Below are 12,710 nucleotides of genomic sequence, written 5' to 3'. Positions count from 1 at the left end.
TCAAGAAGCCAGCGGCAATACTTGCCAAAGCCCATTCTGCTGAATCAATTGCCGGTCGCAGTCCGCTTCACGGGCGGCGGCCAAAGGCTGCCCAGGCAAGGCCTGAACCACACGCTGACCCTCACTGCGCAAGCGGCAGACGGTCTGCCAGAGTGCCGCGTCAGTGTTGTCTGGCATCCAGATACCGCCAGACGGTAGCTCGACTTCAGCACGCCCCAGGGTCACCAGGGTTTTCAAATCGGTGGAGAAACCAGTCGCGGGACGGGCACGCCCGAAATCCGCGCCGATGTCATCGTAGCGCCCGCCCTGGGCGATGGATTGGCCCACGCCTGGAACAAATACCGCGAACACCACACCGGTGTGGTAGTGATAGCCGCGCAACTCGCCAAGGTCGAAATACAGCGGCAAGTCCGGGAACCGCACGGACAGGCGCTCGGCAATGGTCAGCAATTCATCCAGCGCCAGCAGCACAGACGTCGGCGCACCGGCCAGGCGACGGCGGGCATCGCCCAGCACTTCGCGGCTGCCGCACAGGTCCACCAGGGAGCGCAGCATGTCCGCCAAGTCGGCCGGCAGGCCTTCCGTCAGGCTGATGACCTCGTCGATCGCCTTGCGTTGCAGGGCATCGAACAGTTGCTGTTCAACAGCACCGGACAAGCCGGCGGCCTGTGCCAGGCCACGGTAGATGCCAACATGTCCCAGATCCATGTGCACATCGGGCACGTCGGCCAGTTGCAGCATGGCCAGCATCAGGCTGATGACTTCAACGTCGCTGCTCGGGCTGGCATCGCCATACAACTCGGCCCCCAGCTGGATCGGGCTGCGCGAGGACGACAAGGCACGCGGCTGCGCATGCAGCACACTGCCGGCGTAGCACAGGCGGCTCGGCCCTTCGCGGCGCAGGGTGTGGGCATCAATACGCGCCACCTGCGGCGTGATGTCGGCCCGAAACCCCATCTGCCGGCCCGACTGCGGGTCGATGACCTTGAAGGTACGCAGATCCAGATCCTGGCCTGCACCTGTCAACAGGGATTCCAGGTATTCGATATGGGGAGTGACGACGAACTCGTAACCCCAACTCTGAAACAGATCCAACACCTGACGACGCGCCACTTCGATGCGCGCCGCTTCCGGCGGCAATACTTCTTCGATGCCATCTGGCAGCAGCCAGCGGTCTACCGTTGCCATTACGCCATTCCCCTATGATCCGGGCGGCAAGCCTGGGGCCAGCCTTAGAGTGAAGCAGAAAACAGTCGCATCCGACGCGAGCTCAGCCGGACAGGCAGCCAGGAATCAGCTGTACAGACCATTTTCCTCGAAAAATCTTGCCGGACTCTTGAACGAGCCACGGCCAATCAAAGATGCAGACGCAAAAAAGCCGGGAATTTCCCGGCTGCCGCATCATACACCCGTTTTCCCAAAGGATCACCCCGCGAGGCGTTTTAGCCGCCCGGCGGGGTGCTCCAGGGTCAGGGCCTGATCAAGGCTTGGACTTTTCCAGGTAGTGGAAGAAGTCGCTGCTTGGGTCCAGAACCATGACGTCGGATTTGTTCGCGAAGCTTTCACGGTAGGCACGCAGGCTACGGTAGAACGCGTAGAACTCCTGGTCCTGGCCGTAGGCCTTGGCATAGATCGCCGCTGCCTGGGCATCACCGTCACCGCGAGCCTCTTCAGACTCCCGATAGGCTTCAGCCAACAGCACGCGACGCTGACGATCGGCATCGGCACGGATGCCTTCCGCCAGTTCGTTACCTTTGGCCCGGTGCTCGCGAGCCTCACGCTCACGCTCGGTGCTCATGCGCTCGAACACGCTGCGGTTCACTTCCTTGGGCAGGTCGATGGCCTTGACCCGGACATCGACCACTTCGATACCCAGCTCCTTTTCCGCCATCTTGTTCAGCGACGCCGTGATATCCGCCATCAGCGCGTCACGCTCACCGGAAACCACTTCGTGCAGGGTGCGCTTACCGAACTGGTCACGCAGGCCCGACTCCAGGCGACGGGAAAGACGCTCGTCGGCAATCTGCTTGAGGCCGGAAGTCGCGGTGTAGAAACGCTCGGCATCCTTCACCCGCCACTTGGCGTAGGCATCCACCATCACGGCTTTCTTTTCCAGGGTCAGGAAGCGCTGCGTCGGTGCATCCAGGGTCATCAGGCGTGCGTCGAACTTACGCACCTGGTTCACGTAGGGCACTTTCACATGCAGGCCAGGCTGGACATCCGCCTGAACCACACGACCGAACTGCAGCAACACCGCACGCTCGGTCTGAGCGACGATGTAGAAGCTGTTCCAGGCAACCACCGCCACGACAACGCCCACGATCAGGGCGATCAGCGATTTATTGCTCATCAGCGAGTCTCCCTAGAACGCGTCTGCTGCTGTTGCTGCATATGGTCAGCCGCCGCGCGCGCATTCGCTTCATTGCTGGCCGCCGATGCTGCGCCCGTTACCGGAGCACTGCCGCTACGACCACTGTCGATCATCTTGTCCAGCGGCAGATAGAGCAGATTGTTCTGCCCGCCCTTGCTGCCAGTCACCAGCACCTTGCTGGTGTTGCTGAAGACTTCCTGCATGGTGTCCAGGTACAGGCGCTGACGGGTGACTTCAGGAGCCTTGCGGTACTCGGCAACCAGTTTGGTGAAGCGATCTGCCTCACCCTTGGCCCGGGATACCACTTCGTCACGGTAACCGTTGGCATCCTCGAGGATGCGCTGGGCCTGACCACGGGCTTCCGGCACGACGCCGTTGGCATAGGTTTCAGCCTGGTTGCGCGAACGCTGTTCATCTTCACGGGCACGGATCACGTCATCGAAGGCTTCCTGTACTTCACGCGGTGCCGCTGCGCTCTGTACGTTCACCTGGGTCACGGTGATACCGGTGCGATAGTTGTCCAGGAAGCGTTGCAGACGCTCCTTGATCTCACTGGCCATCAATTCACGACCTTCGGTCAACACCTGGTCCATGGCGGTGGAACCCACCACGTGACGCAGGGCGCTGTCGGTCGCATGCTGCAGGCTGATTTCCGGCTGATCGACGTTCAGCACGAAATCCTGCAGGTTGCTGATCTTGTACTGCACGGTCAGCGGCACTTCGACGATGTTCTCGTCCTCGGTGAGCATCTGACCCTGCTTGGTGTAGGCACGCTCGCGCGTGACGTTTTCCATGTACTTGCGATCGATCGGCGGGAAGTAGATGTTCAGACCCGGGCCGACGGTTTCGTAGTATTTGCCGAAGCGCAGCACTACGGCCTGCTCCTGCTCGTCTACTACATACACCGCGCTGTACAGCCACACGGCAGCCAGCACGACAAGACCGATACCCAGCAGGCCGAAACCACCGCCCTTGCCGGAACTACCGCCGTCATCACCACGTTTCTTACCACCACCGAACAACCCATTCAGGCTTTCCTGCAGCTTACGGAAGGCCTCGTCGAGATCTGGTGGCCCCTTGCGATCGCCATTATTGCGGCGCTTACCACCCCAAGGGTCCTGATTATTCGAGTTGCCACCCGGCTCATTCCAAGCCATAGCGCTCTCCATCTGATAAAGCAAAGACGCACCCACGGCGCGCCGACCAATGCTACAGAATGCCTGCTACAGCGGCACAACCGCTTGCCCAGGCTTTTATTGCAAAGTGTGTTGCTCGATGAATTCCGACGGCTGCATGCCTTCGCGACTGACCAGCCGGTTCAACTCGGCCCGTGGCAGGCGAACAGCAAGCAGGCTGACACCTTCGTCGTCGTGATCTTCTTTCTGCACAGCGTTCAACTGGAAAAACTGTGCTCGCAGTCGAGCAAAACGCTGAGGCAAGCGCAAGGTGCCTACAAACAAATCTTCACCCAGCAGCTCGGCGATGGCCTGCTTGAGCAGATCCAGCCCCTGGCCATCACGGGCCGACAGCCAGACCCGCTGCGGCTTGCCGTCAGGGTCGCGCTGGATCTGCGGCTCCACACCCTCGAGCAAATCGAGTTTGTTATAGACCTCCAGGATCGGCAAGTCTTGAGCCCCGATCTCCCCCAGCACCACCATCACCTGCTCGATCTGCGCCATGCGCTCGGGCTCATGGGCATCGATCACATGCAGCAGCAAATCGGAGTTGCTCGATTCTTCGAGGGTAGCCCGAAACGCCTCCACCAACTTGTGCGGCAGGTGGCGGATGAACCCCACGGTATCGGCCAGCACAATCGGCCCCAGGTCGTCCAGCTCAAGCCGGCGCAGGGTGGGGTCGAGGGTGGCGAACAATTGGTCGGCAGCGAAAACATCGGACGCAGTGACCGCATTGAACAGCGTGGACTTGCCGGCGTTGGTGTAGCCCACCAGGGACACTGAAGGGATATCCGCACGCTTGCGGCCACGACGGGCCTGCTCACGCTGGCTGCGAACCTTCTCCAGGCGCGCCTTGATCTGCCGCAGACGCACTCGCAACAGGCGCCGGTCGGTTTCCAGCTGGGTTTCACCGGGCCCGCGCAGACCGATACCGCCTTTCTGCCGTTCAAGGTGAGTCCAGCCACGAACCAGACGGGTGCTCATGTGCTCAAGCTGGGCCAGTTCAACCTGGAGCTTGCCTTCATGGGTGCGCGCGCGCTGAGCGAAGATATCGAGAATCAGACCCGTGCGGTCGATCACGCGACACTCGAATACACGTTCGAGGTTACGTTCCTGACTGGGTGTGAGGATGTGATTGAAAATCACCAGGTCTACCTGTTCGGCTTTGACCAGGTCGCGTAACTCCTCGACCTTGCCGCTGCCAACCAGGTATTTGGCGGTTGGCCGATGACGCGGCACGCTAACAAACGCGACGGTCTCGGCGCCGGCCGATAATGCCAGCTCCTGAAACTCCTGCGGATCTTCGCGCGCCTCAGGGTCCTGACCATCCAAGTGAACGAGAATGGCCCGTTCACCACCACCGTGGCGCTCAAAGAACAAAGGAGACTCCTATCAGGCGTTACCTGGCTCAGCGTCACCCTGTTCGGATTCGGAAGCGCTAGGCAGGCGAATCGGGCGAACTGGAACCACTGTCGAGATAGCGTGCTTGTAAACCATTTGGCTGACGGTGTTCTTCAGCAGGATGACGAACTGGTCGAAAGACTCGATCGTACCTTGCAGCTTGATCCCGTTGACCAGATAGATGGAAACCCCAACCTTCTCTTTACGCAATGTATTCAAGTAAGGGTCTTGTAGCGAATGCCCTTTTGACATGTGCCGCACTCCTTTAAGGATCAATAATAAAAATCAGAAAACAGATGGCCAAAGCCGTCACACCCCCAAGGATAGACGGCAATTGCAAGGACTCAGCTCAATATGGAGATCGTCCCCAAGTATTTCAAGGCGCGTGGCAGATTGTCGCAATCCAGGCTGTCCAACCATTGCAGGTCAGCCCAACTGCGTAACCAGGTGAACTGGCGTTTCGCCAATTGGCGCGTGGCAATGATGCCCCGCTCCTGCATTTCGGCTGACGTCAGCTTGCCATCCAGATGATCCCAGACTTGGCGGTAGCCCACTGCACGTATAGACGGCAACCCGGCATGCAGGTCACTTCTGGAACGCAGAGCTACGACCTCGTCAATGAATCCCTGTTCCAACATTTGTGTGAATCTTTGTGCAATACGCTGGTGCAGTACCTGGCGATTCGCCGGAGCGATGGCCAGATTGGCGACAGTATAGGGCAATTGACTGCGTCCCGATGCGCCTGCTTCAGTACTTTGCGCCAATTGACGCTGGCGATGGGCGGTCATTGTCAGGCCACTGACCCGATAGACCTCAAGCGCCCGGGTCAGACGCTGGGGGTCGTTGGGGTGGATCCGCGCCGCCGACTCGGGGTCCACCGCCGCCAGCTGGTCGTGCAGGGCCTGCCAGCCAAGACGTGCAGCCTCCTCCTCCAGCTCGGCACGTACCTGCGGATCCGCCGCGGGCATGTCCGCCAGGCCTTCAAGCAGCGCCTTGTAATACAGCATGGTGCCGCCCACCAACAGCGGGATCTTGCCCCGGGCGGTGATATCGGCCATGGCCGCCAGCGCATCGGTACGGAAATCCGCCGCCGAGTAGCTCTCGGCAGGGTCGAGAATATCGATCAGGCGATGGGGAAACTGCGCCAGCAGTTCCCTGGAAGGCTTCGCGGTGCCAATGTCCATGCCGCGGTAGACCAGCGCCGAGTCGACACTGATCAGCTCGCAAGGCAGCACCTTGGTCAGTTCGATGGCCAGATCGGTCTTGCCCGCAGCGGTCGGGCCCATCAGGAAAATCGCTGGAGGAAGCTGGGTCATCAACGGCCGCGCAGAAAGAGTTTGTCCAGATCGTCCAGGCCCATTTGGGTCCAGGTCGGTCGACCGTGGTTGCATTGGCCACTGCGCTCGGTGTTTTCCATGTCCCGCAGCAAGGCGTTCATTTCCGGCAGGGCCAGGCGTCGATTGGCGCGGATCGCGCCGTGGCAGGCCATGGTGCCGAGCAGCTCATTGAGGTGGGCCTGGATCCGGTCACTGGTGCCGTACTCCATCAGGTCCGCCAGTACGTCGTGCACCAGGCGATTGGCTTCCGCCTGCTTCAACAATGCCGGGATCTGGCGGATCGCCAGGGATTCCGGGCCCAGGCGCTGCAGCTCGAAGCCCAGGCGCTGAAACCAGCTCATGTGTTCTTCAGCGCAATCGGCCTCACGCTGGCTGACGGCAATCGACTCCGGCACCAGCAGCGGCTGGCCGCTCAGGCCTTCGCTGGCCATGGCCACCTTCAAGCGCTCGTACATGATCCGCTCGTGAGCCGCGTGCATGTCCACCAGCACCAGACCCAGGGCGTTTTCCGCCAGGATGTAGATCCCCTTGAGCTGGGCCAGGGCATAGCCCAGGGGCGGAATGTCCTCCTGGCCGTCCGGCAAAGCCGCCGCCGGCGCCCCCGGCAACGGGGCAAAGAACTCGCGGTACACGCCCTGGCTCTCGGCGGCCGGCAACACTGGCTGTGGCCGTGGCGTGTACTGATATTGATAGCCACTGCCGGCTCCCGCGCCCGGCGCATTGAAGTTCGGCTGGGATTGGGGCTGCTCCAGAGCCAGGTTCGCGGCCAGGCGCATCTCACCCTGAGGCCCGAACTCACCGGCCTCGATACCTGTCGGGCGCACGATGCCGGCGACCGCCGCCGGCGCCGCCAACTGATCCTCGGGCCGCACATCACCCAGGGCCCGGTGCAAGGTGCCATAAAGGAAGTCGTGCACCATGCGCCCGTCACGGAAACGCACTTCGTGCTTGGTCGGGTGCACGTTGACGTCGACCACCGACGGGTCGACTTCGAAAAACAGAACAAAGGTCGGGTGTCGACCGTTGAACAGAACATCGCGATAAGCCTGGCGTACCGCGTGAGCCACCAGCTTGTCCCGTACTGCGCGACCGTTGACGTAGAAGTACTGCAGGTCCGCCTGGCTGCGGGAGAAGGTCGGCAAGCCCACCCAGCCCCACAGATGCAAGCCGTTGCGCTCGACCTCGATGGGCAACGCCTGCTCCAGGAAGCCCGAACCGCACACCGCTGCCACACGACGGGCACGAGCGGCGTCGTCCTTGGCCTCGTGCAGGCTGAGGATGCTCTTGCCGTTGTGCCGCAAGTGGAAGGCCACGTCGAAACGCGCCAGGGCCAGGCGCTTGATCACTTCCTGCAGGTGATCAAACTCGGTCTTTTCCGCCTTGAGGAACTTGCGTCGTGCCGGCGTATTGAAGAACAGATCGCGAACTTCCACCGAAGTGCCTACCGGGTGCGCCGCCGGCTGCACCCTTGGTGCCATGTCCCGGCCTTCGGTTTCCACCTGCCAGGCCTGCTCGGCATCCCGGGTACGGGACGTGAGGGTCAGGCGCGCCACGGAGCTGATGGAAGCCAGGGCCTCGCCGCGAAACCCCAGGCTCATCACCCGCTCCAGGTCTTCAAGGTCGCGGATCTTGCTGGTGGCGTGCCGGGCCAGGGCCAGCGGCAAGTCGTCGGAGGAAATACCGCTACCGTCGTCACGTACCCGCAGCAGCTTGACCCCGGCCTGCTCCACATCCACATCGATGCGCTTGGCGCCAGAGTCCAGGCTGTTTTCCAACAGCTCCTTGATCACCGAAGCCGGGCGCTCGACCACCTCGCCCGCGGCAATCTGGTTGGCCAGGCGCGGGCTGAGCAGCTCGATGCGCGCGCTACTGATTACCGATTCACTCATTCCTTGGCCGCCAGTTCTGTACCGGGGATGGTCAACACCTGCCCCACTTTCAATTCATCGCTTTTCAGGTTGTTGGCACTGCGTAGCGTGGCCGCGGAGACCTGATAGCGCACGGCGATCATGGCCAGGGTTTCCCCCGGATTGACCCGGTGATCACGCGGCCCCTGGGCGATCTTCCCGGAATCGCGCAGCCAGGCAATATAGGTGCCCGGTGGCGGGTTCTGCTGGAAGAACTGCCGCACGCCGCTGCTGATGGAACGCGCCAGGGCCTGCTGATGGCTGGCGGTGGCCAGCTTCGAGGCCTCGTTGGAGTTGGAGATAAAGCCGGTTTCCACCAGGATCGACGGAATATCCGGGGATTTGAGCACCATGAACCCGGCCTGCTCCACCCGCTGTTTGTGCAACGGAGTCACCCGGCCGATGTTGTTCAGGACTTTCTGCCCGACATTCAGACTGGAGGTCAGGGACGCTGTCATCGACAGGTCCAGCAGCACCCCGGCCAGCATCCGGTCCTTGTCATCCAGGCTGACGTTGCCAGCCCCGCCGATCAGGTCGGAACGGTTCTCGCTGTCCGCCAGCCAGCGCGCGGTTTCCGACGTGGCACCACGTTCAGACAAGGCAAACACCGATGCGCCAAAGGCCGCGGCCGAAGGCGCAGCGTCGGCGTGGATCGAGACGAACAGGTCGGCGCCCTTCTTGCGGGCGATCTCGGTACGACCGCGCAATGGAATGAAGTAGTCGCCAGTACGGGTCAGCTCGGCGCGGAAACCCTTGAGGCCATTGACCTGACGCTGCAATTCGCGAGCAATGGCCAGCACCACGTCTTTTTCATGCTGCCCGCGGGAGCCGGAGGCACCCGGGTCTTCGCCGCCGTGGCCGGCATCGATCACCACAATGATGTCGCGCTTGCCCGCCGGGGCTGGCGGCAGCTTGATCGCCGGCTCCGCCGGAGTGACGGGCACTGCTGGGACAGTGGCCACAGTAGGTGGCGGCGCAGTAGGTGGCGCGGCGTCAGCCGGGTTGTCGAACAGATCGACCACCAGGCGATTGCCGTACTGAGCGTTGGGCGCCAGGGTGAAACTCTTCGGCGTGACGGCCTTTTTCAGGTCGATGACCACCCGCAGGTCACTGGGCGTGCGCTGTGCCGAGCGCATGGCGGTAATCGGTGTATTGGCCGTGGCGACGTTCAGCGGACCGCCAAGGGTCGCGCCATTGATATCGATCACCAGACGATCCGGGGCCGTCAGGGTAAAGACGCTGTGCTGAACCGGGCCGGACAGGTCGAATACCAGTCGCGTGTTATCCGGTGCCCGCCACAGGCGGACGCTGCGAACCTGTGTAGCGGCCACAGCATCGACGGCCAATGCCGTAAGCAACAGTCCTACGACAGCAACCAACGCGCGAATGCGCATACCTAACCCCATCAATTATTTGAATTCCAACGCCAAAGCGGCACACCAGGACTCGCCACGCGAGCCTTGAGACAACAGATGCACAGAACGCCCATTGTTATGCGGGGTAATGGTAATGGTCAGGTCAGGCTTTGGCAAAAAGCCTGCACCACGCTGGGGCCACTCCAGCAGGCACAGAGCATCGCCCTCGAAGTAGTCGCGAATCCCCAGGAACTCCAGCTCCTCAGGATCCACCAGGCGGTACAGGTCGAAGTGGAAAGCCCGCACCGAGCCGATCTCGTACGGTTCGACCAGGGTAAAGGTCGGGCTCTTCACTGCCCCCGCGTGCCCCAGGCCACGGATGATCCCTCGCGACAAGGTGGTTTTGCCCGCCCCCAGGTCGCCTTCGAGGAAGATCACCCCCACGCCTTGGGTCACCTGGGCAATACGTGCACCAAATTCCACCATGGCCTGTTCGTCGGCCAGAAAAAGGGTTAACTCAGACACGGTGATTGTTCCTCCAACAACTGACGAATGGCTGGAATCAGATCACTGGCCGCCAGCCCTCGGCCCAATTTGCCTTGCTGCTCGCCCGCGCTGGCATGCAGCCAGACCGCCAGGCAGGCGGCATCGAATGCCGACAAGCCTTGCGCCAGCAAGGCGCCGATCAGGCCAGCCAGCACATCACCCAAGCCTGCCGTGGCCATCGCCGGATGCCCGGCGTCACAGCGGGCCAGCCGCCCATCGGCAGTGGCGATCAGGCTACCGGCCCCCTTGAGCACTGCAACCGCTGCGTATTTTTTGCTCAGCGCCAGGGCCGCTGCAGGGCGATCCGCCTGCACCTCGGCGCTGGAGATACCCAGCAGCCGCGCCGCCTCTCCCGGATGGGGAGTGATGACACTCGCGGCAGGCAGTTGCAGCCCGCCCTCGGCCAGCAGGTTCAAGGCATCGGCATCCCACACCTGGGGCAACGGCGCATTGGCCGCCGCCGACAGCAGGCTGCGCCCCCAGGCGCCCTGCCCCAACCCCGGCCCGACCACCAGCACCGTGGCCCGAGCCAACAACCCCATCAACTGGTTGGCCGAATGAGTGCCCTGGGTCATGACCTCCGGCAAGCGCGCCGCAGCGGCAGCCACATGCTCACTGCGGGTCGCCAGGGACACCAGCCCCGCGCCACTGCGCAAGGCACTTTCCGCACTCAGCAAGGCGGCGCCGGCAAAACCTCGATCGCCCCCAATCAGCAACAGGTGGCCGAACTGGCCCTTGTGGGCATCGCGAAGTCGTCCACTCAGATATGGCAAATGGCCAGAAGTCAGCAACTGAACGTCAGGTAGAGGGTGTTTTGTCTGCGGCATGCGTCTTCGAGCTCCGATGTCTGGCAGAATTATACGCACCTCAGCCCCGGTTTCTCTCGCCTCATGCCCGCTATTACCCAGGATCTTCCCGCTCTCGCCCAATCGATCAAGGACTGGGGCCGCGAACTGGGCTTTCAACAAGTCGGCATCAGCGGCCTGGACCTGGCCGAGCATGAGCAGCACCTGGAACGCTGGCTCGCCGCCGGCTACCACGGCGAGATGGAATACATGGGCGCCCATGGCAGCAAACGCTCCCATCCCGACCAGTTGGTGCCTGGCACCCTGCGGGTGGTTTCGCTGCGCATGGACTACCTGCCCGGCGACACCCAGATGGCCCAGCGCCTGGCCCAGCCTTCCAAGGCCTATGTTTCGCGCTATGCCCTGGGGCGCGATTATCACAAGCTGATCCGCAAGCGCGTACAGCAACTGGCCGAGCGCATCCAGCAAGCCATCGGCCCCTTTGGCTACCGCGCCTTCGTCGATAGCGCTCCGGTGCTGGAAAAAGCCATCGCCGAACAGGCCGGGCTCGGCTGGATCGGCAAGAACACCCTGGTGCTGAATCGCAAAGCCGGCAGCTACTTCTTCCTCAGCGAATTGTTCGTCGACCTGCCCCTGCCGGTGGACGCGCCCCACGCCACGGAGCACTGCGGCCGCTGCACCGCCTGCCTGGACATCTGCCCGACCAACGCCTTCGTCGGCCCCTATGTGCTGGATGCCCGACGCTGCATTTCCTACCTGACCATCGAGCTCAAAAGCGCCATCCCCGAAGACCTGCGCCCGCTGATCGGCAACCGGGTATTCGGCTGCGATGACTGCCAGATCGTCTGCCCCTGGAATCGCTTCGCCCGCTCAACGGCCGAGGGCGACTTCAAGCCCCGGCACAACCTGGACAATGCCGAACTGGCAGAGCTGTTCATGTGGGACGAGGACAAATTCCTCAGCAATACCGAAGGTTCGCCCTTGCGCCGCGCCGGCTACGAGCGCTGGCTACGCAACCTGGCGGTAGGCCTGGGCAACGCCCCCTCTAGCATTCCGGTGCTGGAAGCCCTCAAGGCCCGCCAGGACTACCCCTCGGAACTGGTTCGCGAACATGTGCAATGGGCCCTGGACCAGCACGCCAACCGTCAGTGTTCGTCGTTGTAGACGAACTTGGGCATTTCCCAGTGAAAACGGATCGCCAGCAGGCGCAATAGAAAGCCGCCGAACAGGGTTACCAGGATCGACTGCTCGCTGGGCAGTTGCAGGTAGATGCACAGCATGTAGCACCAGGCTGCGGCGAAGGACACGCTGGCGTACAGCTCGCGGCGAAAGATCAGCGGGATATCGTTGCAGAAGATGTCCCTGAGGATGCCGCCAAAGACCCCGGTGATCACCCCACTGACTGAAGCCACCAGCATGCCGTGGCCCATTTCCAGGGCAGTCATGCAGCCAATCAGGGTAAAGGCCACCAGGCCCACGGCGTCGAGCACCAGAAACAGCGAGCGCAGGTGACGCATCAAGGGCGCGATGAAGATCGTCACCAATGCCGCCACCGAGGTCAGCACCAGGTATTCCGGGTGCTTGACCCAGGTCAGCGGGTAGTGGCCCAGCAGCACATCACGCACAGAACCGCCGCCGAGTGCGGTGACGCAGGCAATCAGCACCACACCGAACCAGTCCATGCCGCGCCGGCCGGCAGACAGGGCACCGGTCATGGCTTCGGCGGTAATGGCAATCAGATAAAGCATCAACAGCATGATGGCGGTCCTTGCAGGAAGGCGCGCAGTCTACTCAGTTGAAGCGGGCACCAAA

12 protein-coding genes are annotated in these 12,710 nt (G+C 62.2%); 1 reads left to right on the top strand and 11 read right to left on the bottom strand.

Annotation, left to right across the window (positions count from 1 at the left end; genetic code table 11):
- The 10 genes from PFLCHA0_RS02885 to PFLCHA0_RS02840 all read right to left on the bottom strand — a co-directional run bounded on the left by PFLCHA0_RS02885 (position 1) and on the right by PFLCHA0_RS02840 (position 10,919).
- Complete coding sequence (locus tag PFLCHA0_RS02885) at positions 1-1,188, bottom strand: ATP phosphoribosyltransferase regulatory subunit (protein WP_011058942.1); 1,188 nt, start codon at positions 1,186-1,188, stop codon at positions 1-3.
- Between the two features lie 292 nt (positions 1,189-1,480).
- Positions 1,481-2,350 (bottom strand): protease modulator HflC, encoded by an 870-nt coding sequence (gene hflC / locus PFLCHA0_RS02880; protein WP_011058941.1) that lies wholly within the window; start codon positions 2,348-2,350, stop codon positions 1,481-1,483.
- Entirely contained in the window at positions 2,350-3,528 is a 1,179-nt protein-coding gene (gene hflK / locus PFLCHA0_RS02875; protein WP_011058940.1) for an FtsH protease activity modulator HflK, read from the bottom strand. The genes hflC and hflK overlap by 1 nt, the downstream gene beginning before the upstream one ends.
- A gap of 96 nt (positions 3,529-3,624) precedes the next feature.
- A complete protein-coding gene (gene hflX / locus PFLCHA0_RS02870; RefSeq protein ID WP_011058939.1) occupies positions 3,625-4,926 on the bottom strand; it encodes a ribosome rescue GTPase HflX in 1,302 nt (433 codons plus the stop codon).
- Between the two features lie 12 nt (positions 4,927-4,938).
- A complete protein-coding gene (gene hfq / locus PFLCHA0_RS02865) occupies positions 4,939-5,199 on the bottom strand; it encodes an RNA chaperone Hfq (protein ID WP_007921378.1) in 261 nt (86 codons plus the stop codon).
- Positions 5,200-5,291: 92 nt separating this feature from the next.
- Positions 5,292-6,263: a tRNA (adenosine(37)-N6)-dimethylallyltransferase MiaA gene (gene miaA, locus PFLCHA0_RS02860; protein ID WP_011058938.1), complete on the bottom strand. Its 972-nt coding sequence runs from the start codon at positions 6,261-6,263 to the stop codon at positions 5,292-5,294.
- A complete protein-coding gene (gene mutL / locus PFLCHA0_RS02855) occupies positions 6,263-8,173 on the bottom strand; it encodes a DNA mismatch repair endonuclease MutL (protein WP_015633938.1) in 1,911 nt (636 codons plus the stop codon). Before mutL ends, miaA begins: the two co-directional genes overlap by 1 nt.
- Positions 8,170-9,597 carry an N-acetylmuramoyl-L-alanine amidase gene (locus PFLCHA0_RS02850; protein WP_197731927.1) on the bottom strand — a complete coding sequence of 476 codons (1,428 nt, stop codon included), beginning with the start codon at positions 9,595-9,597 and terminating at the stop codon, positions 8,170-8,172. Before PFLCHA0_RS02850 ends, mutL begins: the two co-directional genes overlap by 4 nt.
- Positions 9,598-9,600: 3 nt before the next feature.
- Positions 9,601-10,071, bottom strand: coding sequence for a tRNA (adenosine(37)-N6)-threonylcarbamoyltransferase complex ATPase subunit type 1 TsaE (gene tsaE, locus PFLCHA0_RS02845; RefSeq protein ID WP_015633937.1), 471 nt, complete (start codon positions 10,069-10,071; stop codon positions 9,601-9,603).
- Positions 10,059-10,919: an NAD(P)H-hydrate dehydratase gene (locus tag PFLCHA0_RS02840; protein ID WP_015633936.1), complete on the bottom strand. Its 861-nt coding sequence runs from the start codon at positions 10,917-10,919 to the stop codon at positions 10,059-10,061. Before PFLCHA0_RS02840 ends, tsaE begins: the two co-directional genes overlap by 13 nt.
- Positions 10,920-10,982: 63 nt before the next feature.
- Here PFLCHA0_RS02840 and queG point away from each other — a divergent pair, with 63 nt between their 5' ends.
- Complete coding sequence (queG, locus tag PFLCHA0_RS02835) at positions 10,983-12,062, top strand: tRNA epoxyqueuosine(34) reductase QueG (protein ID WP_011058933.1); 1,080 nt, start codon at positions 10,983-10,985, stop codon at positions 12,060-12,062.
- Here the strand turns inward: queG and PFLCHA0_RS02830 are convergent.
- Positions 12,044-12,658, bottom strand: a complete 615-nt coding sequence (locus tag PFLCHA0_RS02830) for a trimeric intracellular cation channel family protein (protein WP_169893104.1) — start codon at positions 12,656-12,658, stop codon at positions 12,044-12,046. The two genes, queG and PFLCHA0_RS02830, sit on opposite strands and share 19 nt — an antisense overlap.
- Positions 12,659-12,710 lie beyond the last annotated feature (52 nt).

The sequence above is a fragment of the Pseudomonas protegens CHA0 genome, assembly GCF_000397205.1.
Classification (GTDB): Bacteria; Pseudomonadota; Gammaproteobacteria; order Pseudomonadales; family Pseudomonadaceae; genus Aquipseudomonas; species Aquipseudomonas protegens.
The sequence above is the reverse complement of the archived record's forward strand: the minus strand, read 5'-3'. Positions and strand labels throughout refer to the sequence as shown.